This window comes from Rhizobium binae (genome assembly GCF_017357225.1).
Lineage (GTDB): Bacteria > Pseudomonadota > Alphaproteobacteria > Rhizobiales > Rhizobiaceae > Rhizobium > Rhizobium binae.
In genome coordinates, this window is record NZ_CP071604.1 from 350047 (window position 1) to 371353 (window position 21307).

The 21307-nt window shown below is 62.7% G+C and carries 22 protein-coding genes; 5 read left to right on the plus strand and 17 right to left on the minus strand.

The genetic code is table 11. From position 1 onward, the window contains the following. Positions 1-195 precede the first annotated feature (195 nt). Positions 196-1272 carry a DUF2252 family protein gene (locus tag J2J99_RS01705; protein WP_168295396.1) on the plus strand — a complete coding sequence of 359 codons (1077 nt, stop codon included), beginning with the start codon at positions 196-198 and terminating at the stop codon, positions 1270-1272. On the opposite strand, the gene J2J99_RS01710 is transcribed toward J2J99_RS01705, so the two are convergent. The 9 genes from J2J99_RS01710 to J2J99_RS01750 all read right to left on the minus strand — a co-directional run bounded on the left by J2J99_RS01710 (position 1254) and on the right by J2J99_RS01750 (position 11861). Further along, positions 1254-2351 carry a DUF1513 domain-containing protein gene (locus J2J99_RS01710; protein ID WP_168295395.1) on the minus strand — a complete coding sequence of 366 codons (1098 nt, stop codon included), beginning with the start codon at positions 2349-2351 and terminating at the stop codon, positions 1254-1256. The genes J2J99_RS01705 and J2J99_RS01710 overlap by 19 nt on opposite strands. A 4-nt stretch (positions 2352-2355) precedes the next feature. Continuing rightward, on the minus strand, positions 2356-3456 hold the full coding sequence (locus J2J99_RS01715) for an imelysin family protein (RefSeq protein WP_168295394.1): 1101 nt from the start codon (positions 3454-3456) through the stop codon (positions 2356-2358). Continuing rightward, the gene (locus J2J99_RS01720; RefSeq protein WP_168295393.1) at positions 3456-5231 is read right to left on the minus strand and encodes a di-heme oxidoreductase family protein; all 1776 of its coding nucleotides are present in this window, start codon (positions 5229-5231) and stop codon (positions 3456-3458) included. The genes J2J99_RS01715 and J2J99_RS01720 overlap by 1 nt, the downstream gene beginning before the upstream one ends. A 43-nt stretch (positions 5232-5274) precedes the next feature. Next, positions 5275-6549: an imelysin family protein gene (locus tag J2J99_RS01725; protein WP_168295392.1), complete on the minus strand. Its 1275-nt coding sequence runs from the start codon at positions 6547-6549 to the stop codon at positions 5275-5277. A 299-nt stretch (positions 6550-6848) separates the two neighbouring features. After that, positions 6849-8138, minus strand: coding sequence for an RsmB/NOP family class I SAM-dependent RNA methyltransferase (locus J2J99_RS01730; RefSeq protein ID WP_168295390.1), 1290 nt, complete (start codon positions 8136-8138; stop codon positions 6849-6851). Between the two features lie 226 nt (positions 8139-8364). Beyond that, on the minus strand, positions 8365-8727 hold the full coding sequence (locus J2J99_RS01735; RefSeq protein ID WP_168295388.1) for a septal ring lytic transglycosylase RlpA family protein: 363 nt from the start codon (positions 8725-8727) through the stop codon (positions 8365-8367). Positions 8728-9135: 408 nt separating this feature from the next. Then, positions 9136-10005: an SDR family oxidoreductase gene (locus J2J99_RS01740; RefSeq protein WP_168295387.1), complete on the minus strand. Its 870-nt coding sequence runs from the start codon at positions 10003-10005 to the stop codon at positions 9136-9138. Beyond that, positions 10005-11156 (minus strand): tRNA epoxyqueuosine(34) reductase QueG, encoded by a 1152-nt coding sequence (gene queG, locus J2J99_RS01745; protein ID WP_168295386.1) that lies wholly within the window; start codon positions 11154-11156, stop codon positions 10005-10007. The genes J2J99_RS01740 and queG overlap by 1 nt, the downstream gene beginning before the upstream one ends. A gap of 12 nt (positions 11157-11168) precedes the next feature. Further along, positions 11169-11861 (minus strand): glutathione S-transferase family protein, encoded by a 693-nt coding sequence (locus tag J2J99_RS01750; RefSeq protein WP_016735022.1) that lies wholly within the window; start codon positions 11859-11861, stop codon positions 11169-11171. Between the two features lie 236 nt (positions 11862-12097). Here J2J99_RS01750 and J2J99_RS01755 point away from each other — a divergent pair, with 236 nt between their 5' ends. After that, complete coding sequence (locus J2J99_RS01755) at positions 12098-12895, plus strand: undecaprenyl-diphosphate phosphatase (RefSeq protein WP_168295385.1); 798 nt, start codon at positions 12098-12100, stop codon at positions 12893-12895. A 230-nt stretch (positions 12896-13125) separates the two neighbouring features. Here the strand turns inward: J2J99_RS01755 and J2J99_RS01760 are convergent, their stop codons facing one another. The 8 genes from J2J99_RS01760 to dnaN form a co-directional block, all read right to left on the minus strand. Beyond that, positions 13126-13278 (minus strand): hypothetical protein, encoded by a 153-nt coding sequence (locus tag J2J99_RS01760; protein WP_168295384.1) that lies wholly within the window; start codon positions 13276-13278, stop codon positions 13126-13128. A 282-nt stretch (positions 13279-13560) separates the two neighbouring features. After that, a complete protein-coding gene (locus tag J2J99_RS01765) occupies positions 13561-14541 on the minus strand; it encodes a complex I NDUFA9 subunit family protein (RefSeq protein ID WP_168295382.1) in 981 nt (326 codons plus the stop codon). A 111-nt stretch (positions 14542-14652) separates the two neighbouring features. Continuing rightward, positions 14653-14940, minus strand: coding sequence for a DUF1330 domain-containing protein (locus J2J99_RS01770; protein WP_168295380.1), 288 nt, complete (start codon positions 14938-14940; stop codon positions 14653-14655). A gap of 22 nt (positions 14941-14962) precedes the next feature. After that, a complete protein-coding gene (gene pyrF, locus J2J99_RS01775; protein ID WP_168295378.1) occupies positions 14963-15670 on the minus strand; it encodes an orotidine-5'-phosphate decarboxylase in 708 nt (235 codons plus the stop codon). 6 nt (positions 15671-15676) lie between these two features. Further along, positions 15677-16258, minus strand: coding sequence for a histidine phosphatase family protein (locus J2J99_RS01780; RefSeq protein WP_168295376.1), 582 nt, complete (start codon positions 16256-16258; stop codon positions 15677-15679). A gap of 1 nt (position 16259) precedes the next feature. Continuing rightward, complete coding sequence (gene pmtA, locus J2J99_RS01785) at positions 16260-16859, minus strand: phospholipid N-methyltransferase PmtA (protein WP_168295374.1); 600 nt, start codon at positions 16857-16859, stop codon at positions 16260-16262. Positions 16860-16958: 99 nt separating this feature from the next. Beyond that, on the minus strand, positions 16959-17867 hold the full coding sequence (locus J2J99_RS01790) for a DUF72 domain-containing protein (RefSeq protein WP_168295373.1): 909 nt from the start codon (positions 17865-17867) through the stop codon (positions 16959-16961). A 57-nt stretch (positions 17868-17924) separates the two neighbouring features. After that, positions 17925-19043: a DNA polymerase III subunit beta gene (dnaN, locus tag J2J99_RS01795; RefSeq protein ID WP_168295372.1), complete on the minus strand. Its 1119-nt coding sequence runs from the start codon at positions 19041-19043 to the stop codon at positions 17925-17927. 260 nt (positions 19044-19303) lie between these two features. Between dnaN and rsmI the strand changes: the two genes are divergently transcribed. The 3 genes from rsmI (at position 19304) to J2J99_RS01810 (ending at position 21259) form a co-directional block, all read left to right on the plus strand. Then, positions 19304-20221 (plus strand): 16S rRNA (cytidine(1402)-2'-O)-methyltransferase, encoded by a 918-nt coding sequence (gene rsmI / locus J2J99_RS01800; protein ID WP_168295371.1) that lies wholly within the window; start codon positions 19304-19306, stop codon positions 20219-20221. After that, positions 20211-20579, plus strand: a complete 369-nt coding sequence (locus tag J2J99_RS01805) for a YraN family protein (protein ID WP_168295370.1) — start codon at positions 20211-20213, stop codon at positions 20577-20579. The genes rsmI and J2J99_RS01805 overlap by 11 nt, the downstream gene beginning before the upstream one ends. Before the next feature lie 176 nt (positions 20580-20755). Further along, positions 20756-21259 (plus strand): cupin domain-containing protein, encoded by a 504-nt coding sequence (locus tag J2J99_RS01810; protein WP_168295369.1) that lies wholly within the window; start codon positions 20756-20758, stop codon positions 21257-21259. Positions 21260-21307: the final 48 nt, after the last annotated feature.

Consider the following 21307-nt stretch of genomic DNA (forward strand, 5'->3'; position numbering starts at 1 on the left):
CGGATTCGACAAGCTGGACATTGCTGAAATCGATCCGGACGGTGATGGAAACCTCAAGCCGTGTCGCCAGCGCAACCTTTCGCCGTGCCGCCGTTGCGCAAACACGTTGCCAATTCCTGCGAAGACAATTGCAGCTTCGCGCGCAGCGGGTATTCTCCGGCATCCTGTCTCGAAATGAGGGAAAGCGCCGGCGCCATGACGACGATATCGCAATCGGTTCGGAATTTCGAGACCTGGCTGGCCAGCGAACTCGGCGGCGATCTAGTCACGGACGATCTCCTGGAAAAGCACGAGAAGATGCGCGGCGACGATTTCGTCTTCCTGCGCGCCACCTTTTGGCGCTGGTGCGAGATCATCCTCGATATCTGCCCGGAACTCGGCCGTGCGCCCGAGGTGCTGGCGATCGGCGATACGCATCTGGAGAATTTCGGCACCTGGCGCGACAGCGAGGGCCGGCTCGTCTGGGGCGTCAATGATTTCGACGATGCCGCGGTGATGCCCTATGCGCTGGATCTCGTTCGCCTTGCGGCAAGCGCCATCCTGGCGCGCGGGGATGACGGTCCCTCGGTCCGCATGATCGGTGAGCTGATCCTCGGCGGTTATCGCAGAGGTCTTGAAAATCCGCTGCCGATCATCCTCGAACGCGACCATAAATGGCTGCGCAAGGCGTTGATGCTGCCGAATTCGGAACGGCGGGAATTCTGGGAAAAATACGAGATGTTGCCTACGGGCAAGACGAAGGCGCCGGCTGCCTATATCGAGGCCCTTTCCCACGCATTGCCATCGGGATCGGGACCTTTCACGGCCAAGCCGCGAAGCGCCGGCACCGGCAGCCTCGGCCGCCCGCGCTTCGTCGCCTATGCCGAATGGCAGGGCGGGCCGGTCTTGCGCGAGGCGAAGGCGCTGGTGCCGTCGGCCTGGTCGCTTCGCCACAGGCCGCTTGATGGGGCGATCCGCGCGGGTGAAATCGCGGCCGGCCGGGCGCGCTCGGCCGATCCTCACTATGGCGTCTACGGCCGCATCCTGGTGCGCCGGCTCTCGCCGAACAGCCGCAAGATCGAGATCGACAAGCATCCGGAGATCCTGCTTTCGCCGACAATGCTCGAATTGATGGGCTTCGAGATTGCCAACTGCCATTCCGATGATGCGGCGGCGGCCGCGGCAATCCATCGGGACGTGCAGATGCGGGGACCCGAATGGCTGCATGAGGCGGCGAGGGCCGCGGCATCGAGCGTCAGCGCCGAGCAGAAGGCCTATGCGCGCGCCCGATGAGAGACCCGGACGATGTGCTGATCCCAGGCGACATCGCTGCGGGTCGACAGGAAATCGCCGTCATAGGAGGAGACGGCAAAGCCATCTTTTGCCGGCGCGATGCCGGCGGCCTCCGGAACGGCGCTCTCGGCCAGAACCTTGCCCGTTCTTGCATCGATGGTCACCGAGGCGCCGCCCTTCGGCGAGGTGATGCCGACGAGACCCTCGCTGCGGTTGACGGCGATCGCCCCGACATAGTTGGCGAGCCTGCGCGTCGTCTCCTCCGGCAGCGCGACGAAGGAAAGATCCTCGCCCTTGGCGAAATGGCCGACGAGCGGCGGCAAGTCCTTGCGGTGGCCTTCGTACTGGCAGGCGAACCAGATGCGGCCCTCGCCGTCGAGGTCCACATGGCGGGTCGACAGCTGCGACCATTCGGCCGGCAGCACGTGTTTTTCGATCAAGGCGCCCGTCGCCGCGTCGATCAGCGCCAGCGACGGCTGCATCGCCCCGAGATTGAGTTTGGTGCGGCCGAAATCCGGATGCGTCTCGATGCCGCCATTGGCGACAATGAGCAGGCGTCCGTCATCGGAAACCGTCATATCGTGCGGACCGATGCCACAGGTCTCGTATTCGCCGATGCGAGTGAAGCGATCGCTCGCGTCGTAGAGACCGATCATGCCGCGATTGCCGTCGAAATCATTCTCGCTGGCGTAGAGGATCCGGCCATCGGGCGAGAAGGCGCCGTGCCCGTAGAAATGGCGGTCCTCCCGGGAGTTGATGACGATCGGCTCGCCCTTATCTCGTGGATCGAAGATCATCGCATAGGTGCCCGGCCGGCGCGCGAAGGCGACGGTCTTGCCGGTGGCGGCGCTGAAGGCCATACCGTGGGCGCGGGCGGGAAGCGCCACCTGATCGATGATCTCGCCGCGCTCGGTCACGGTCGCGATGGCAAAGGAACCGTTTGCCGTGCGAATGCCCGAAGCGTAGACCGCATCGGCCCGTTCGAGTGCCATTAGCGCTCTTGGCGTCAAGCTCGCGAGGAAAGCGAGCCCTGCCGCCTTGACAAAACTGCGTCGATTGATCAGGGCGCTCCGCATCATCGCTTCAGTCTCCGTCCGAAAAGGAAAAGCCGGCCGAAAGTCCGATGGCCGCGCCATAGTCGTCGCTGATCCGGGTGATCAGATCACGGCTTTCGGCCAAAAGCGTGTCGAGCTTGGCTTTTTCGGCATCGCTGGTGGCGGCGTCCATATCGGGATTGAGTTTCGGCACGCTGTCGAGCAGCGATTTGAAGTCCTCGTCGATCGAAGCGGCAATCGATCGTTTGTCCGGCGGCAGAAGCTCGGCCATGCCAGCCTTCTGCCAGAGCGTGCGCAGGCCCTCCAGATTGGCGGCAATCGACTTCCAGGTATTTTTCGAACGCCAGTAGATCGCCATTCGCGGTCGCGGCGGGGTATCCTTGCCCTTGTAGAACTGTTCCAGCCTTTGGTCGCGGACATTCTCGGCACCGTGGACGAGAATGCCGAGCAGCGCGGTCGCGGCCTCCTTGTTGTCCATGAAATCGTTGCTCTGCGGGCCAGGATGTTTCCAGCTCGCCTGCACCCCGTCCGGCTTTTCCCAGGCAGCGACGACTTCGCCGGCCTCGCGCTGGATATTGCCGGCGACGGCGGCGCCATAAAGGCAGCGGAAGCCGCCCTTCTGACCGACAAGATTTTCCGAGCCGTTGCCGTAGAGCACGTATTCCAGGGCCGTCAGGCCCTGCAGCGCCACGCTCTTGCCGGCGATCGCATCGACCGTCGCATCCTTCGGATCGGCCTTGGCGATCAGCGCCTGCACCTGCTTCAGGCCGACGCCCTTGCGGTCGGGATAAAACAGGATGTGCTCGAAGAGATTGTCCTGGATGACGGGCCCGGTCTGGACGATCTCGATGATCGACCAGTAGCGGATCGTATCGTCGAAAGCCGATTTCGCCTTGTCGAGCGTCTGCTGCGTGCCGCCGTCGCAGAGATCCTTCATTGCCGTCGTCAGCCGGGCGGCCGATTGCTGCATGTTGCGATAGCCGGGGCGGATCACTTCGTCGACGGCGCGCTGCATGACGGCGGGAACGGCATCCTCGTTCAGCCCTGCCGGAGGAGCAGCGGTCTGGGCAGCCGCTGATGTGGCAAGGCCGATCAGAGTGAGGCAGAGCAGGGGGTGCCAAAGGCGCATCAAAGTGACTCCAGGAAAGTAATCAGGGCCGCCCTGTCGTCTTTTGACAGGGCGGAGAAAGCGTTGCGGGCCTTTTCAGCTTCGCCGCCGTGCCAGAGGACCGCCTCGGTGAGATCCCGCGCACGACCGTCATGCAGGAAAAAACTGTGTCCGCTGACCGTCCGGGTCAGTCCTATACCCCATAGCGGTGGCGTACGCCATTCACGTCCGCTTGCAAGTCCGACCTGCTGCCCGTCGGCAAGTCCGTCACCCATGTCATGCAAGAGAAAGTCGGAATAGGGCCAGATCAGCTGGAAGGATTGCGCCTTCTCAGGCGAATCCCTGCGGGTGACGAATTTCGGCACATGGCAGGAAACGCAGCCGGTTTCGTAGAAAATCCGCTTGCCCTTCAGCGTTTCGGGGAAACTTGCCTTGCGGCGCGCCGGAACGGCAAGATTTTCGGAATAGAAGGTCACGAGATCGAGAATGGGACCCGGCGCTTCTTCCTCGCCCAGCCGTTTTTGCACACCGGTCGGCATAGCGAGGCATTTTTCCTCCGCCTTGGTGCAATCGCCGTGCGCTTTCGGGTGATCGGGGGTCGAGATGCCGATATCATTGGCAAAGGCGTCGGCATTCTGATCGCGCACCGTGGCGTTCTGTGCCTTCCAGCCGAAGCGGCCGAGCGCGATCTCGCCGCTGCGGTGATCGCGGACGATCGCCGCCTTGCCGGAGATACCGTCGCCATTGGCGTCGTCAGGGTCGGCATGGGCAAGGATATCGGCCTCTGGGATCGCCTCGATCAGCCCGAGGCCGATCATGGCCGGAGCGACACGCGCCGAGATCGTCGTCGAAGCATCGAGTGGTCCATAGGCCAGCTTGGTTGCCGCGTAATGCGGCCGGCGCAGCGACACGGTCTCGCCGTCGCCAAGCGCTACCGTCTGCTCATCATAGCGGATCGTCATCCGGCCTTCGGCGGCAAGGCCGGGAACGGCAAGGTCCTGCAGCTGATGGCCATAGACCGGATCGGGGAAATTGAGAATGTCGGCGCTTGCGATCGCCTTTTCTTCTTCCGGCGTCCTGGCTGCGCGGGAAAGCCGCAGGAACATCGAGACGGCGCTCGGCCCCCCTTCCGGCGGTTTGCCGCGGCCATCATTGACGTGACAGCTCATGCAGGAGCGAGCGTTGAAGAGCGGCCCGAGCCCATCGGAGGCCTGGGTCGAGGAGGGCGAGGAAACCCAGAGCTTGCGGAAGAGCGCATTGCCGAGCTTGAAATTCTGCTCTTCCTCGAAGGGAATATTGGCCGAAATATGCGAGAAGCTGTCTTCGGTGACCGGATCGACCGATGTCGCGCCGCCCGCCTGCATCGCTTCATATTGTTCGGCCCTGGAAAAATCCGCCGTCGGCCGCGTCACGTCGGCGACGCGTTTGAGATCGGTCTCGGAAAGGTCGGCGCTTTTCGGCGGAAGATCGAAACCGGTGGCGATCGTTGCGGGCGCTACAGCAAGGGCGGCGTAACCGGCGACGCGGAGGGAGAGACGGAATCTTGAGATGAGGCGATGAACGCGAGCGGCAAGCTCGACGGTGCTGACCCGCGCTTCCCTTTCCACGCCCTCATTCCCTTCCTCGGGCTTAACCCGAGGGATGTCACAAGAATCCAGTGCGCCCAGGTCCTTGGGCGCGCAAGACTCCCCCTTGATCGAGTCATTCACGGCGCGGACGCGCCGTGGCTGGATTCCTGTGACGTCCCCAGGGCAAAGCCCTGAGGCCACAGGAATGGGGGAGGCAATAGACGGCATTTCAGAGTCCGGGCCGCTCCGATTGAAGCGGCCCGCCTTTTGCTTATTTGAAGACGGCGTTAGGATTATCCAAGCTGTCGGAACCTTCAAGCTGAACCGTGCCGAGATCGAGTGCGGCAACAACGCGCTGGATCGATTTCGTCTGGTCGATCAGCCCGTCGATGGCGGCCTGGACGACGGCGTTGCCTTCCTTGTTGCCTTCGCCGATCATCTGGTCGTACTTCTCGACCGTCTCGCCGCGCTTGGCCATGGCGTTCATCGCATCGAGCGTCTTGTTGAGCTTGCCTTCCAGCTCCGCATCGAGCGCCTTGTCCTTGGCGGCTACGAGGTCGTGCAGCGATGGGCCGCTGAGCTTGGTGCCGTCGACGCGGGTATAGTTGCCAGTATAGGCGGCGGCGATGCCGATGGCGTCGTTGAGATGCGAATTATAGGTGTTGTCGGAGAAGCAATCATGCTCTTCCTCCGGATCGTGCAGCAGCAGGCCGAGCTTCATGCGCTCGCCGGCAAGCTCGCCATAGGAGAGTGAGCCCATGCCCGTCAGGATCGCGACGAGGCCGGCCTTCGGATCAGCTTCGACGTTCTTGGTCGCTGCCCCGTCCGGCTTCCAGTTGTTGGTCATTTCCTGCAGGTCGGAAACCAGCAGGGTGGAGGCGGACTTCAGATATTCGGCGCGACGGTCGCAATTGCCGTGCGTGCAGTTCTTCAGGTCGTAATCCGTGGCCGGGCGGTTGCCGGCGCCGGGTCCCGTGCCGTTCAGATCCTGGCCCCAGAGCAGGAATTCGATGGCGTGGTAGCCGGTCGCGACATTGGCTTCGATGCCGCCGGCCTCGGCAAGCGTGCCGGAGAGGAATTCCGGCGTCAGCTTGGAGGCGTCGACATCCTTGCCGTCGATCTTGATCGTCTTGTTGGCGATGACATTGGCGACATAGAGGGAGTTTTCGTCGCTCTCGGTGCCGTAGGAGGGGTCGACATAGTCGATCAGGCCTTCATCGAGCGGCCAGGCGTTGACCTTGCCTTCCCACTCGTCGACAACAGGATTGCCGAAGCGATAGACTTCGGTCTGTTGGTAGGGAACGCGCGCCTTGATCCAGGCATCCCGGGCCGCCTTCAGCGTTTCGTCGGTCGGCGCCTTCAGAAAGGCGTCGATGGCGGCATCAAGCGCCTTTGCCGTCGTCAGCGAGTCTTCGTATTTCGCATGCGCCACATCGGCATAGTGTTTCACCACGGCGGCAGCATCGGTCTCGGCCTGCGCGGGAAGGGTGAGCAGGGCTGCGGGGGCGATCGCCAGCACGGCTGCGCGGAATTTATTGAGCTTCATAATCCTCTCCTGTGACGGATCGTCCGTCGAGCGCATCGGCCCGAAATCGGAATCGGATTTCGGAAAGCACGATGCGCCAATTCAAAAATGTTACAGCGTCCTTTGCGCGTCTGATAAGACGCGCAGCGCTGTAATCGGCCCCGTCTCTTCGCGCAAAAGTAAACTGGTGTCAAACACTCTAGTTTGGAATTATTTTAAGGACGGAGACGGGGATACGCCCCTCTTTCGGGGGCATTGCCTGAAAGATTAGCGCGCTGCCCTATTGCCGAGCGGCAGCCTGACGTCTTCGGCTGGCGACGTCAGCCCTTGCGCTGCATGCGGCAGAAGAAGAAGCCGTCTGTGTCGGTGGAAGCCGGGGTCAGCGTCACCGTCAGGGCGTCGGACGAGTGCGGCCGCGGGGCATCTCTGCCGAAGAGCGCGTCCCAGTCGGGCAAGGCGCTGACGATCTGGAAATCGGGATTGTCGGCGGCGAAGCGGCGCACCTGCTCCTCGTTTTCCTGAGGCAGAACCGAGCAGGTGACATAGATCAACTCGCCGCCCGGTCTGATGAAGCCGCTCGCCTGCGCCAGCGCGTCCTGCTGCTGGGCTGTCCGTTCGTCGAGGTTCTTCGCCGTCAGCCGCCATTTCGTATCGGGGCGGCGGCGCCATGTGCCGGTGCCGGTACAGGGCGCGTCGACCAGCACCTTGTCGCAGCGCCCGGCAAGGCCGGAAAGCCCTCGGGCGTCGTCATGCACCTGGACATTGCGCGTGCCCGCCCGCTTCAGCCGCTCGATGATCGGCGCCAGCCGCTTCCGGTCGGCGTCATAGGCGTGAACCTGTCCCTTGTTCTGCATGGCGGCCGCCATGGCGAGCGTCTTGCCGCCGCCGCCGGCGCAATAGTCGAGAATCTGCTCACCGTCCCTGGCGAGCACCAGGTCGGCGACGATCTGCGAACCCTCATCCTGAACTTCGAACCAGCCTTTCTGGAACGAAAGCTCGGCTGTCACGTTGGGAAGGCGCGAGGCGCCTTCGCCGGCGGCAATCCGGATGCCGTAGCGGGCAATCTTCGCAGCACGCGCGCCGGCGCGTTCGAGCGCCTTGACGGCCTTGTCGCGGGAGGACTTCAGGATGTTGGCGCGCAGATCGAGTGTCGGGCGCGCCGCGAGCGCCTGTGCCTCGGCAAGCCAGTCGGCGCCGAAGGCCTGTTCGAAGGAGGGTTGGATCCACTCGGGAATATCGCCGCGGATATGCGGCGGCGCGTCGTCGAGCGAGCGGCTTGCAAAGGCGGCGAGGGCATCAGCTGCAAGCGGCGGCGGCGCAAACTTGTCGTCGGCCAGTTCGGCGGCAAGGCGATCGGGCGTGAAGCCCCATTGGCGGAACATGACGGCGTGGGCGATGGCCGCAGCGCTGTCGTCATCCATCAGCCAGGCATGAGAGAGCCGCATGCGCAAGGCGTCATAGACGATATTGCCGATCGCCGCACGATCGCCGGAACCGGCGAAGCGGTGCGCAAGGCCCCAGTCCTTGAGCGCGTCGGCGACGGGCCGCTTGCGGGCATCGATATCCGCGAGCACAGAAATCGCCCCTTCGAGGCGGCCGCCCAGACGCATTACATATCTCCTGTTGCCGTGACGTGTGAACGATCCGCACACAGGCCGGGCGGATTGTCGACAAGTTTCAACCGCGTGGTAACCGCGATTGGCGGCAAGAGCAAGCGCCGGTCAGGGCGCAGCCGGTTGTGCGGCGCCGTGCGCCTCAGCTGATCACCTCGGTTGTCAGCCTCAGCTGATCACCTCGGCTGTCAGCTTTTAGCTGATCATTTCGGTTGTCAGCCTCTCAGCTGATCACCTGGTAGCAGACCTTCGCCGTGCCCGAGCTCACCATGCCGATATTCTGTGCGGCGGCGCGCGACAGATCGAGGACGCGTCCACGAATGAACGGACCGCGATCATTGATGCGGACGACGACGCTGCGGCCATTGTTGCGGTTGGTGACCTTCACCTTGGTGCCGAACGCCAGCGAACGATGCGCGGCAGTCAAGATGGCCGGGTTCATACGTTCCCCGGAAGCAGTTTTGGAGTGAAGCGCGTACCATGAAGCACCGCCGCAGCCATTCCCAGCATAGCTCTCCGCCGGAAGCATAGAAGAGCAGGCTGCAATAGTTACGGCAGCGATAATAGAACGACGTATTTTCTTCAAAACAGAGTATCCCTCAACTATTGAACTCACGCCCTTGCAGGCGGCGGGGCTTAAATCCGTCGAAAAATGGCAAAAAGGTGCCGCATCTGATCACGGAATATTACAGCATGTAATATTCCTCAGGCCATTGATAAAAAATGAGAATTTGCCGCGTATGGCAGGATGAGGAAAAAACGCAATGAAATCAGCTAAAATTCAAATGATTTTTCCGAGAAAGCCTTAAACTTCGCGGCTCTCACAAAAATCACGGAATATTTTTTCTGACTTCGTCATATTTCCCGCCACATTTGCGCAAATTCAAAGGCTGTTAACCATGATATGCGGCGAGAATTGTTCTGCCAACAGCGCAAAGTAGGAATTTCCTACCCAATTTGGGTGATAACCCTAGTCACTTCGACCGGCCCGGATTTAACCGCGCCAGCGTCCCCGCTGCCACAATTGGGCGAGCGACATCGGATACTCCGGGAAGGAAAATTCGAAGCCGGCCGCCTTCAGCTTGGCATTCGAGACCCGTTTGTTCTCGCCGTAAAAGGAGCGCGCCATCGGTGTCAGTTGGGCGGTTTCGAAAGCCTGTTCCGGCGGCGGTTCGATACCCATCAGGCGTGCCGCTTCGACGATCACGTCCTGAGGCGGCCCCGGTCGGTCGTCGGTAACATTATAGATGCCGCCAAGCCCGCGTTCCGACAGGAAGCGCGTCGCCGCGCCGATATCCTCGACGCGGATGCGGTTGAAGACCTGGTCCTTCTTGATCAGCCGCCGCGCCGTGCCCCTTTCCAGGTTGCAGAAGGCATTGCGGCCCGGCCCGTAAATCCCTGAAAGCCGAAGAACGGCTGCCGGCACGCCGCGCCTCGCGCCCATCGCCAGCCATCCCTCTTCTGCTTCGAGCCGCTCCTTCGACCGTCCGGAGACAGGCACGCAGGGTGTTTCCTCGTTGATCCATGCGCCTTTGTGATCGCCATAGACGCCGACAGTGGAGAGATAGCCGATCCATTCGAGCCTCGGCAGCAGGCGCGCGCCATCCTCATCGAGCAGTCGCAGCAGCGGATCGGCCTTTCCGGGGGCGATCGACTGCACAAGATGGGTGGCATCGGCCAAAGCCCGGACAAGTTCCTCTTCTATGGTCTCGCCATCGAACAGGAATGCCTCGATGCCGGCGCGGCGGAGCGCTTCCATCTTTTCTGCCGAACGGGTCGTTCCGGACACGCGCACGCCCTCGCCGGCGAAGGCCTTGGCGATCGCCGTGCCGGAAAAACCGCAGCCAAAGATCATCACATGCATCAGCCCACTCCCGCCAGCCGCCATTCGTTGCGTACGTCGTCATCGCCTTCATCGGCCCGTGCTGCGGCAAAGGCCGAGAATTCGCCAGCCGCCATCAGCCTTGAAAGTGCCCAGACCGCCATCCCCCGCACCACCGGCGAGGCATCGCCGGTGAGCAGGCGGCATTGCGAAATAAGCGACCTCTCGCCGGAATTGCCGGCAGCAATCAGCACGTTGCGGACGAAGCGGTCGCGGCCGATCCGCTTCACCGGCGAACCACTGAAGAAGGCGCGGAAGGCGGCATCGTCGAGCGTCAGCAGAAAGGCGAGCGACGGCTCCTTCATATCTTCCCGGGCCTTGAGCTTCATTTCGGAGGCAGAGGCCGCGAACTTGTTCCAGGGGCAGGCGGCAAGACAGTCGTCACAGCCATAGATGCGATTGCCGATCAGTGGCCTGAGATCGGGGTCGATCGGCCCCTTGTGCTCGATGGTGAGATAGGAGATGCAGCGGCGTGCATCGATCTGATAGGGGGCCGGGAAGGCCGCCGTCGGACAGATGTCGAGACAGGCGCGGCAGGAGCCGCAATGATCGGTCTCCGCCGCATCGGTGACGAGGTCGGCGGTGGTGAACATCGTGCCGAGAAACAGCCAGGAACCATGTGTGCGGCTGACGAGATTGGTGTGTTTGCCCTGCCAGCCGAGGCCGGCGGCGGCCGCCAAGGGCTTTTCCATAACAGGCGCGGTATCGACGAACACTTTCACGTCGGCGCCGGCGCGTGCGGCAAAGCGTGTGGCGATCTCCTTCAACCGGCCCTTGATGATGTCGTGATAATCGCGATTGCGGGCGTAGACGGAGATTGCCGCCCTGTCCGGCTTGTCGAGGATGTCGCGCGGGTCCTCCTCCGGAGCATAATTAAGGCCGAAGACGACGACGGACCGGACCTCGCTCCAGAGCGTCAGCGGATCGCCGCGCCGCTCGCGCGTCTCCGCCATCCACTCCATCGTCCCGTGGCGTCCGGCATCGATGAACTGGCCGAGGCGCTGTTTCGCTTCAGGGATCGCATCCGGCCGGGTGATTCGGCAGAGATCGAACCCCTTGGCGGCGGATTCCGCCCGGACGAACTCGGTCAAATTGTCGCGGCGGCGGCGCTCTTTGTCATCATTGTCGGGCATCAAGCGCCCTCGTCAGAAATCCAGATCGGCATAATGCGAAACCGGGGTCAGGCCGCGCACCCGCTCGGTCAGCATCGGCCGGAAGGAGGGGCGCGATTTCAGCCGCTGGTACCACTCCTTGACGACCGGGGCCTCGGCCCACTCAATTTCGCCGAGATAATCGAGGATCGAGATCGAGGCGGCGGCGGCAAGATCGGCATAGCTCATCCGCTCGCCCGCCAGCCACTGACGCGAGCCGGCAAGCCAGGTGAGATAACGCATATGCTGGCGGATATTCGCGCGAGCCGTGCGCAAAATCTTGGAATCCGGCGCTCCGCCGCCCTGATCGGCGGTCATCTGCAACTTGTAGACACGCTCGCGGGCGAGCGGCTTCGTCACGTCGTTTTCCATTTTCTGCATGAACCATTCGCTCAGCCGGCGTATTTCCGCCCGCTGGAAAGGGTCCTCGGCAAGCAGTCGCCGGTCGCGCTTCAACACGCCGTGCGTCTCGTCCAGATATTCGGAAATGACGGTCGCGCCGCAGAGCGCGCGCATGCTGTCGTCGACATAGACCGGCAGCGTGCCGGCCGGATTGAGCGCCAGGAAATCGCGGCGCTTCTCCCATGTCTGCTCCTCGATCAGGTCCGCCTGATAGCCGTATTCGGCCAGGATCAGCCGGACGAAGCGAGATGCGGATGACATGGGATGATGATAAAGCGTGGGCATCGATACTCGGGCTTTATAATTGCTGTTACAGGACTGTGTGGCAGCTCGTTTATAGCGCCTTAGTCGTGACTCATTGGTTGAAGCTATAGGAGCTTGGCCCGGCCAATACAAGCGAATCGGCTTTCACGCCATCTGACAAGGGACAAAACAGCCGTCTTGCATATGAGGATAAATGCAGCGCCTGATCGGCTCAAGCGCTGTTCAAGTCCGACTGACCTTTAAACCGGAGACAATTTATGGACTATATCAATGCTGCCATTCTCGGTGTCGTCGAGGGGATCACCGAGTTTCTGCCGATCTCGAGCACCGGCCATCTCATCATTGCGGAGCAATGGCTCGGCCACCGGTCGGACATGTTCAACATCGTCATTCAGGCCGGCGCCATCCTCGCCGTCACCATCATCTACTGGCGTCGCCTGCTCGATCTGGTGCTCGGCTGGCGCGAGCCTGAGAATCGCGACTATGCCGCCAAGCTGATCGTCGCCTTCCTCATCACCGCCATTCTCGGACTCGTCGTCAAGAAGCTCGGCTTTGAACTGCCGGAGACCGCGACCCCAATCGCCTGGGCGCTGATCATCGGCGGCATCTGGATGATCTTTGCCGAATGGGCGGCAGCGCGCAAGGCGCCGCATAAGGAGATCACCTGGCTCGTCGCCATCCTGGTCGGCATCGCCCAGATCGTTGCCGGCGTCTTTCCGGGAACATCGCGCTCGGGCGCCACGATCTTCGTCGCCATGCTCGCCGGCACCGGCAACCGCGCCGCTGCGACGGAATTCGCCTTTCTCGTCGGCATTCCCACAATGTATGCCGCCAGCGGGTACGAACTGCTGAAGACCTTCAAGGATGGCGGCGCGGCAGGCGAAGACTGGACCGCGCTCGGCATCGCCTTCATCGTTTCCACGATCGTCGCTTTCATCGCGGTCAAATGGCTGCTCGCCTATATCAGGAGCAACCGGTTTACGCTGTTTGCGATCTACCGCATCATTCTCGGTGTCCTGCTGCTCGGCATGGCCACCACCGGCCTGATCGCCTGAGCCATTCCCCTCGCATTGCATTCGCGCATCTCCCAGGCGCGGGTGCAATTGCCATCGGATGTCGCGACGAGACTTGCGCGCAGGCGCAGGTTTCAGCCGGCAATATTTTAGAGGGTAAGCATCCGCTGTTTGAAGCGGGCAAGACCGAGCGTTCATTTGGGAACGTCCTGGGTCAGACGCTCCGGCCGCTATTTGTCTTTATCGGGCCGGAGTCAAAGCCGGCCTTTTCGTCAATGGCGGATCGAAGCCGTCGAGCAAGGATCGACGCCGTAGGCCGGCGAGCAACCACCCTTTACCGCGGCGACCGAACCGGACGCAACGAAGGAGCCTGCAAGGATAACCAGCGCCGCACACGCAAACAGGAGCGCGATTGACTTGCCCATCGAGTATTGCCTTTCACAGTGATTGCCGCACGCCTTTCGCAGGCGTTGAGTCCTTTGAAGACGCGCGGGGTTTGGTAGTCAGTGGAATGGCAAATAGCAATAAACGTTCCCGCTAAATTTGGCGTTAATTCCACAAAATTTCCGCTGCGTCTTTTATGCAACTGCAGTTGATATGATCGGAACAACAACATTTGAAAATTGCGCCGGCATTGCTTCCGGCGAACACGCAAAATGCCGTCCGCGCTATGCGCGAACGGCGCGATGTCGAAGGCAAAAAGTTGTTCAGGCAGCCTTGCCGGAGCCGGTGTACTGGCCGTGCGGACGATACTGCACCAGGTAGGATTCAAGCACCGATGCGGCCATGGTCGGCGCAATGCCGAGACCCTTGAGCGTGCGGCCTTCCGCTTCTGCTTCTGCGGAGACGACATTGTCGCGCTTGAGAAGACGCACCTGATCCGGGGTGATCGGCGGTGCCACGAAGGGGATCAGCGAGGCGATGCTGCCGATCATCGACGCGATGCCGAAGGGCAGGGAGACGAGCGGGTTCTTGCGGCTCGTCACCTTCAGCATCATCTCGAGACATTCGCGGAAGCTCAGCACTTCGGGCCCGCCAAGTTCATAGACCTTGCCTACGCGGACCTTGCCGTCGACGGCGCGGGCGACGGCCTCGGCGACATCCTCGACGTACACCGGCTGGAACTTCGTCTTGCCCCCGCCGACCAGCGGCAGGACCGGCGACATGCGCGCCATGTCGGCAAATTTGTTGAAGAAGCTGTCTTCCGGCCCGAAGACGATCGACGGACGGAAGATCACCGCATCCGGCTTGATGGAAAGGATGGCGGCTTCGGCGCGGCCCTTGGTGCGGCCATAATCCGAATCGGAATTGGGATCGGCGCCGATCGCCGAAATATGGGTCAGCGTCGCGCCGGCATTGCGCGCCGCCTCGGCGACCGCGCGGGCGCCGAATTCCTGCACCGCGTCGAAGGTGTTGCGGCCGGTCTCGTGCAGAATGCCGACGCAGTTGACGACGTGGCTTGCCCCGTCGACGGCGCGGTCGATCGAGTTGCGGTAGCGCAGGTTCGCCTGCACGAAGGAAATCTGGCCGACATTGCCGAGCGGCTGCAGGAAGCCGGCGAGATCGGGGCGGCGCACCGCGACGCGAATGCGATAACCGCGCTTGGCCAGCGCCCGAACCACGTGCCTGCCCACGAAGCCGGACCCTCCGAACACGGTGACGAGCGGCGGCAGGTTGGCAAGGGTCATGGCAGGCTCCTCGAAAGGCTGTGCGGAATGCTGTATCGGCACCCGTCTTAGCCCAATCCCGGCGCGACGGGAAGGCCCATCGCGCCGTGAGTTTTGCAGGTGCGAAGTCGTTCAGATTCCTTCGACGACGACCATTTCCGCATCCGCCACTTCCTGGCGGATTTTGGCGGCGATCTGGTATTCCGGTGAATTGTAGCAGTCGACGGCATGCTGCATCGAGGGGAATTCGATCACGACGTTGCGGGCGCGCGCCTTGCCTTCGAGCTCGGTGATCGCGCCGCCGCGCGCCAGGAAATTGGCGCCGTATTTCTCAAAGGCGGGTTTGGCCGCCGCCACGTAATCCTTGTAGCGCTCGGCATCGCGAACGTCGACGCGGGCAATCCAGTATCCCTTGGTCATGATCTTCTCCCTTTGGTTCTCGTCAGCGGTTTGCCGGCCAGAGCGCGCCGACCATCTCGTTGAGGACGGCGCGGGCGGCTTCTCTGGGGTCTGGCGCCTTGACGATCGGTCGGGCGACGACGAGGTGGGTGGCCCCCGCCTTCAGCGCATCGAAAGGCGTCATCACCCGCTTCTGGTCGCCATGGTCGCTGCCGGTCGGGCGAATGCCGGGGGTGACGATCGCCATGTCGGGTCCGAGGACCTCGCGCACTTCGGCCGCTTCCGCTGCCGAACAGACGATACCGCCCATGCCGGCGGCGCGCGCCTGTTCGGCGCGGCGCAGCACCAGGCTGTGCGGATCCTGGCTGTAGCCGGCCTCGACGAGATCCTCTGCATCCATCGAGGTCAGCACGGTGACGCCGAGCAGACAGAGGCCGGAGCCGGCCGCGGCCTCCACCGCCGCCCGCATCGCCTTGGGATAAGCATGCAGCGTCAGCATCGACATGCCCATCCTGGCGATGTTTTCGACACCCGAGGCGACAGTGTTGTCGATGTCGAGCAGCTTCATGTCGAGAAAGATCTTCTTGCCGCTTGCGGCAAGATCGCGGGCAAACTCCAGGCCGCCGGCAAAAACCAGCTGATAGCCTATCTTATAGAAGAGGATGTCGTCGCCGAGCGTGGAAACCAGTTTCTCCGCCTCGCCGATCGCTGGAACATCCAGGCCGACGATCAACCGCTCGCGTGCGTCCATTTCAACTCACCCCCGCCAGTCTTCGATGGGTGTCCAGTCGCATGATAAGAGGCGATCCGCAAGGCCGAAAGCATAGAGATTGCCGCCGCCGCCCGGCTGGTCGCGGTCGCGGGAGATGGGTCTGCCGGCTAGATGACATTTGAGCAGCGTGCCGACGCCGCCATGGCCGACGAAGGCGATCGGCGCTGCCGCATCATGCGCAGCCAGAACGGCGTCCACCGCCTCGACGATGCGGGCCTGCGCGTCGACGGCGCGCTCCCAGCCCTTGAAGCTCTCTTCCGGGTGGGCGAAGAACCAGTTTGCCGCCTCTTCGAATTGCGGCGGCGGCAGGAAGCCGGTGGCCGAACGGTCGTTCTCGTGCATGCCGTGGACGATCTCGATCGTCACGCCGGACGCTTCCGCCAGGATTTCGGCCGTCTCGATCGCCTTCGTCTCGTCGCTGGAGACGATGCGTTGCAATTGCCTTGCCCAGCCGCTTTCGGCCGCCTTTCGGGCGCGGGCGGCGCCGAGATCGGAAAGCCCCCATTTCGGCACCGGCACGTTGGGATCGATCCTGACTTGCGGATGGGTGATATAGATCCCGAACATTTCAGCCGCGTCTGTAGATCCAGAGCTGCGCCGGCGGAATGTTGCGCATGACGAAGTCGAAATGCTGGATATGGTAGCGATCGGGATTGGCGGCGATCGGCGAGATCGCGCCATAGGAGATCTGCACCACCGGCCGGCCGGGCGGCAGGCGGTCGAGCAGGCTTTCCAAGAGCGAGATGCGCATCGCCATCGGGAAGTTCAGCAGCGGAATGCAGGAGATGACGCAATCGAAGGTCTGGTCGCCGAAGGCGCCAAGCGTCGTCTTGAGATCGAAGGCGTCCCCGTTGATGAAGTGCACGCCGGGATAGGTTCGCAGCAGATGCTGGTGGAAATCCGTCGAATATTCGATCGCGACCAGATTGTCCGGCTTCACGCCACGGCCGAGGATCGCTTTGGTGATGGCGCCCGTGCCCGGCCCGAGTTCGAGGACCGGCAGCCCCGAATGCATATCGATGACGCTGGCCATGCGCTTGGCGGTGATCGAGGAGGTCGGCACGATCGAGCCCACCGTCTTCGGCCCCTGCATCATGCCACGGAAGAAGCGGATCTCCTCATCGAATCTCTTCCCGAAATGTTCCTTCACCTTGACCGGTAAGCGCATTCTTCTCCACCCATCCGCATGTTGACCGACTGTGTTAATATGCTCTTTGTCGCTGTCAGGACAAGAATTTTCGCAACGACGACACCGGACATCAACAGCTCATGCGGCCTTTCGGTCGGAGCGAGGCAAAAGGTCGGCAAGCCTTTCACTGAGGTGATCGGCATCGACGGGCGCGCGCAGCTTCTTGTCGGTATTGTCGAAATAGAGATAGACGTCGCGGCCCTTCCTGCGCGACGGCAGGGGCGCAAGCACCCGCGTCGCACGTTCCGGTTCCCCACCGGTTCCCCAGGCGCGAATGCGCTCGGCCCACAGATCGAGCGCTTCATCTTCATAGCCGCTGACATAGAGCTGCTCGGAACCATGCAGGCGGCAATAGATGAAATCGGCGGTGATGTCCATCAACAGCGGCCATTCCACCGTGTCGGCGCAAACGAGCGCGACGTTGTGACGCCTCAGCATCTCGATGAAGGCTGCCGAGCGGAAGCTGTCATGGCGGATCTCGAAAGCATGGCGGATCGGCTGATCGGTGTCGCTTTTGAGCCAGGCGCGCCCTTTGAGGCGGCCGTCATGGCGTTTCGCCAGCGCGATCGCGGCATCGCAGTCATGCGGCAGCAGCGACAGGAAGGTTTCGAAAAGCGCAGCGTCGAAGGCCATGTTCGGCGGAAACTGCCAGAGGATGGGCCCGAGCTTGGGGCCGAGCCGCAGCAGGCCGGAGGCGAAGAAATTGGCAAGCGGTGTCTCGATCTCCTGCAACCGCTTCATATGAGTGATGAAGCGCGAGCCCTTGACCGCGAAGACGAAATCCTCGGGCGTTTCGTCCCGCCAGCGGCCGAAGCTTTCAGGCCGCTGCAATCCGTAGAAAGTGCCGTTGATCTCGATCGAAGGGAAATGCCGGGCGGCGTAGGAAAGCTCGTGCTTCTGCGGCAGGCCCTTGGGATAGAATTGGCCGCGCCAGGGCGCATAGGTCCAGCCGGATATGCCGATGCGCACAGTTCCGGTCTTTTTCATGAGCAGATCCTCCCGTTTTGACAGGAGGAAAACAATGGCAGGCGGCCTTCGTTCCCGTCAGACGCGCATCGGCATCAGCACGTAAAGGGCATCGTCGCCGGCCGTGTCGCGGATCAGCGTCGGCGATCCGGCATCAGCCAGCAGGAAGATCGCTTCCTCGCCGGAAAGCTGCGCGGTGATGTCGAGCAGATATTTGGCGTTGAAGCCGATTTCCATTGCATCCGTGTCGTAGCCGACGGCGACTTCTTCGGTGGCGCTGCCGGAATCGGGATTGTTGACGGTCAGCATCAGTTGCCCCTCGGACAGCGCCAGCTTCACGGCGCGGCCGCGCTCGGAGGAGATGGTCGAGACGCGGTCGACGGCTTGGGCGAAGGTGGTGCAGTCGACGCGCATTTCCTTGTCGTTGCCGGTCGGGATGACGCGCTGATAGTCCGGGAAGGTGCCGTCGATCAGTTTCGAGGTCAGGACGATCGAGCCGATCGTCATGCGGATCTTGGCGTCGGAAACCTCGACCGTGACGACCGCGTCCGGATTGTCGACCAGCTTCTGCAGTTCGCCGACCGTCTTGCGCGGAATGATGATGCCCGGCATGCCCTCCGAGCCGGAGGGCGCGTCGACGTCGGCGCGCGCCAGCCGGTGGCCGTCGGTCGCGACCGCCCGAAGCTTCAGCTCGCCCTTGCTCTCGATCGTATGGAAGAAGATGCCGTTGAGGTAATACCGCGTCTCCTCCGTCGAGATTGCGAACTGCGTGCGGTCGATCAGCATCTTCAGATCGGTCGCCTTCAGCTTGAAGGAATGGGTGAAGGTGCCGGCGGTCAGATCCGGGAAGTCGGATTCCGGCAGGCACTGCAGCGAGAATTTCGAGCGGCCGGACTGTACCGTCATCGAGCCGCCATCGGTGCTGGTGGCCAGCAGCACTTCCGAGCCGTCGGGCAGCTTGCGCACGATGTCGTAGAGAAGATGGGCGGGCACGGTGGTGGCGCCGGCCTGCTCGACGCTAGCAGGCGTCGCCTCGGTGATTTCGAGGTCGAGGTCGGTCGCCTTCATGTCGAGGTTCTGGCCGTCGGCCTTGAGCAGTACGTTGGACAGGATCGGGATCGTATTGCGACGTTCGACCACGCGGTGGACGTGGTTCAGCGATTTCAACAGGTTTGACCGCTCAATAGTAATACGCATGGGATGCTACCGCTTTCGACCGTGACTGTCCGGGCGCATCGAGCACCCGAAGAATGCTTTCCCGATTGAGGTCGGGGGAGTGGACGGGCAAAATGGCAGACTTCAGCACCGGTTTGCAAGAGGCATGGGCGGTGGGAGGCCCGCATTTCAGGTTTTCCGGAGCAATCCTCACAGAAATCCGAACCCTTGCCGAAGCGGTGCGGCTCGCCCATAAAGGTTCCCCATAGAGGTTCGACGACGGCGGGACGAAAGCAAACGGCATGAACGAGGAAACGACGGCGGAGGCGGCCACGCGGCGAAGCTTTCGCCTGCACAATATGGCAGTGCCGGCGCGGCCACTCGAGCCGGCGCTCTATCTGGTCGCGACCCCGATCGGCAATCTCGGCGACATCACGCTGCGTGCCCTGGAAACGCTGGCCGGCGCCGACGTGCTCGCCTGCGAGGATACGCGCGTCACCCGCGTTCTGCTCGACCGCTACGGCATCCAGAACCGCCCCTTCGCCTATCACGAGCACAATGCCGACGAGGCCGGCCCGCGGCTCATCCAGGCGCTCGAGGCCGGCCGCTCGGTGGCGCTGGTGTCGGATGCCGGCACGCCGCTGGTTTCCGATCCCGGCTATCGGCTGGCACAGCAGGCGATTGCAGCGGGCTACCGTGTCGTCCCGATCCCCGGCGCCTCGGCGCCGCTTGCAGCACTTGTCGGCTCCGGCCTACCGAACGACGCCTTCCTCTTCGCCGGTTTTCTGCCGGCCAAAGACAAGGCGCGCCGCGACCGTCTCGGCGAATTCACCGCCGCTCCCGCGACGCTGATCTTCTTTGAATCGCCGCATCGCATCGCTGCCACGCTCCTCGCGGCCGCCGATGTGCTGGGCGGCACGCGGCCGGCCTCCGTCTGCCGCGAGCTGACCAAGACCTATGAGGAGTTCCGCCGCGGCACGCTGGCGGAGCTCGCCGCCCATTATCAGGAGGTGGACAACGTCAAGGGCGAGATCGTTCTCGTCGTCGGTCCGCCGCAGCCGGTGGCAACGCCGGAGGCCGACGTCGAGGCCGTGCTCGCCGATCTCTCGAAGACGATGCCGACCGCAAAGGCCGCAACCGAAGCGGCTCGTCTCACCGGGCTGCCGCGCAAGGCGCTCTATCAGCGCCTCTTGGAGATGAAGGGCGCCGATGGGCGATAACGACCTCACCGCCATCAGAAGAAAGGCGCTGCGCCGCGGCCTGGTGTCGGAATATGTCGCTGCCGTCTTTCTGATGTTGAAGGGCTATCGCATCCTGGCGCTGCGCCACCGCACCCGGCTCGGCGAGATCGATATCGTCGCCCGCAAGGGCGATCTCGCCGTCTTCGTCGAGGTCAAGGCCCGCCATGGCGAGGCTGCCGCGGTCGACGCCGTTTCCGCCGCCGCGCAGAAGCGGATACGGGCAGCAAGCGATCTCTGGCTCGCCCGCCAGGCCGATCGGGCCCGTCTTTCCCAGCGCTACGATATCGTCGCGGTCACCCCCGGCCGGCTGCCGCGTCACTTTCCGGATGCGTTTTAGCGATTCCGGCCCACGGTTTTTCGGATTGTTAAAATTTTAGTGCCGGCTTGAACCAGCTCCTTACGACTCTCTGCTATCGCAATCGCAATGCATGTCGCCCGGAAGTGTGCCGCGGTTCCGGGATAACGACATGCATAAATACAAAGAGCTTAGGGGTGACAATTGGGGGTTGTTTCATGGCCTGGAAGCTGATGCTGGCAAGTGCGGTCGCCATGGCCGCGCGTTCGGTGCCTTATGCCGTGGCGAAGCCGGCGGGGAAATCCTTCATCGCCCATGCAAGCGACCTGCTGCCGCTGAAATCGACGCCGATCAATTCGGACTGGATCATCAGCGGCAATCCGCAAGCGCGCACCGCCGAACATTCGCGCGGCCATGACGAGGCTTCGCTGACGGCGATCTGGGACTGCACGGCAGGCGAATTCCGCTGGTTTTTCGGCTGGGACGAGACGGTGATGATCCTCGAAGGCGAGGTCCATATCACCGCCGAGGACGGCACCGAACGAACCTTGTGCGCCGGCGACGTCGCCTTCTTCGCCGGCGGAACCTGGGCAAGCTGGCGGGTCGACAGTTACGTCCGCAAGGTCGCCTTCCTGCGCAAGCCCTTCCCGAAGCCCTTGGCGATCGCCTATCGCCTGCGCAACCTGCTGCGCAACAACGGCAACCAGGGGATCGCCGCCTGAAGAGGGGTGGCGGCGGCAAGCCCCGATTGACCGTTGCGTTTGATACCG

Bases quoted from the DNA above. Each gene is read 5' to 3' on its own strand.
- J2J99_RS01805 (WP_168295370.1), top strand. From the start codon at position 20,211: ATGGGCGATAACGACCTCACCGCCATCAGAAGAAAGGCGCTGCGCCGC.
- J2J99_RS01755 (WP_168295385.1), top strand. From the start codon at position 12,098: ATGGACTATATCAATGCTGCCATTCTCGGTGTCGTCGAGGGGATCACC.
- pyrF (WP_168295378.1), bottom strand. From the start codon at position 15,670: ATGGACGCACGCGAGCGGTTGATCGTCGGCCTGGATGTTCCAGCGATC.
- J2J99_RS01760 (WP_168295384.1), bottom strand. From the start codon at position 13,278: ATGGGCAAGTCAATCGCGCTCCTGTTTGCGTGTGCGGCGCTGGTTATC.
- J2J99_RS01725 (WP_168295392.1), bottom strand. From the start codon at position 6,549: ATGAAGCTCAATAAATTCCGCGCAGCCGTGCTGGCGATCGCCCCCGCA.
- J2J99_RS01810 (WP_168295369.1), top strand. From the start codon at position 20,756: ATGGCCTGGAAGCTGATGCTGGCAAGTGCGGTCGCCATGGCCGCGCGT.
- J2J99_RS01790 (WP_168295373.1), bottom strand. From the start codon at position 17,867: ATGAAAAAGACCGGAACTGTGCGCATCGGCATATCCGGCTGGACCTAT.
- dnaN (WP_168295372.1), bottom strand. From the start codon at position 19,043: ATGCGTATTACTATTGAGCGGTCAAACCTGTTGAAATCGCTGAACCAC.
- J2J99_RS01715 (WP_168295394.1), bottom strand. From the start codon at position 3,456: ATGCGCCTTTGGCACCCCCTGCTCTGCCTCACTCTGATCGGCCTTGCC.
- J2J99_RS01705 (WP_168295396.1), top strand. From the start codon at position 196: ATGACGACGATATCGCAATCGGTTCGGAATTTCGAGACCTGGCTGGCC.
- J2J99_RS01740 (WP_168295387.1), bottom strand. From the start codon at position 10,005: ATGCATGTGATGATCTTTGGCTGCGGTTTTTCCGGCACGGCGATCGCC.
- J2J99_RS01730 (WP_168295390.1), bottom strand. From the start codon at position 8,138: ATGCGTCTGGGCGGCCGCCTCGAAGGGGCGATTTCTGTGCTCGCGGAT.
- rsmI (WP_168295371.1), top strand. From the start codon at position 19,304: ATGAACGAGGAAACGACGGCGGAGGCGGCCACGCGGCGAAGCTTTCGC.
- J2J99_RS01720 (WP_168295393.1), bottom strand. From the start codon at position 5,231: ATGCCGTCTATTGCCTCCCCCATTCCTGTGGCCTCAGGGCTTTGCCCT.
- queG (WP_168295386.1), bottom strand. From the start codon at position 11,156: ATGCCCGACAATGATGACAAAGAGCGCCGCCGCCGCGACAATTTGACC.
- J2J99_RS01750 (WP_016735022.1), bottom strand. From the start codon at position 11,861: ATGCCCACGCTTTATCATCATCCCATGTCATCCGCATCTCGCTTCGTC.
- J2J99_RS01765 (WP_168295382.1), bottom strand. From the start codon at position 14,541: ATGACCCTTGCCAACCTGCCGCCGCTCGTCACCGTGTTCGGAGGGTCC.
- J2J99_RS01780 (WP_168295376.1), bottom strand. From the start codon at position 16,258: ATGTTCGGGATCTATATCACCCATCCGCAAGTCAGGATCGATCCCAAC.
- J2J99_RS01770 (WP_168295380.1), bottom strand. From the start codon at position 14,940: ATGACCAAGGGATACTGGATTGCCCGCGTCGACGTTCGCGATGCCGAG.
- pmtA (WP_168295374.1), bottom strand. From the start codon at position 16,859: ATGCGCTTACCGGTCAAGGTGAAGGAACATTTCGGGAAGAGATTCGAT.
- J2J99_RS01710 (WP_168295395.1), bottom strand. From the start codon at position 2,351: ATGATGCGGAGCGCCCTGATCAATCGACGCAGTTTTGTCAAGGCGGCA.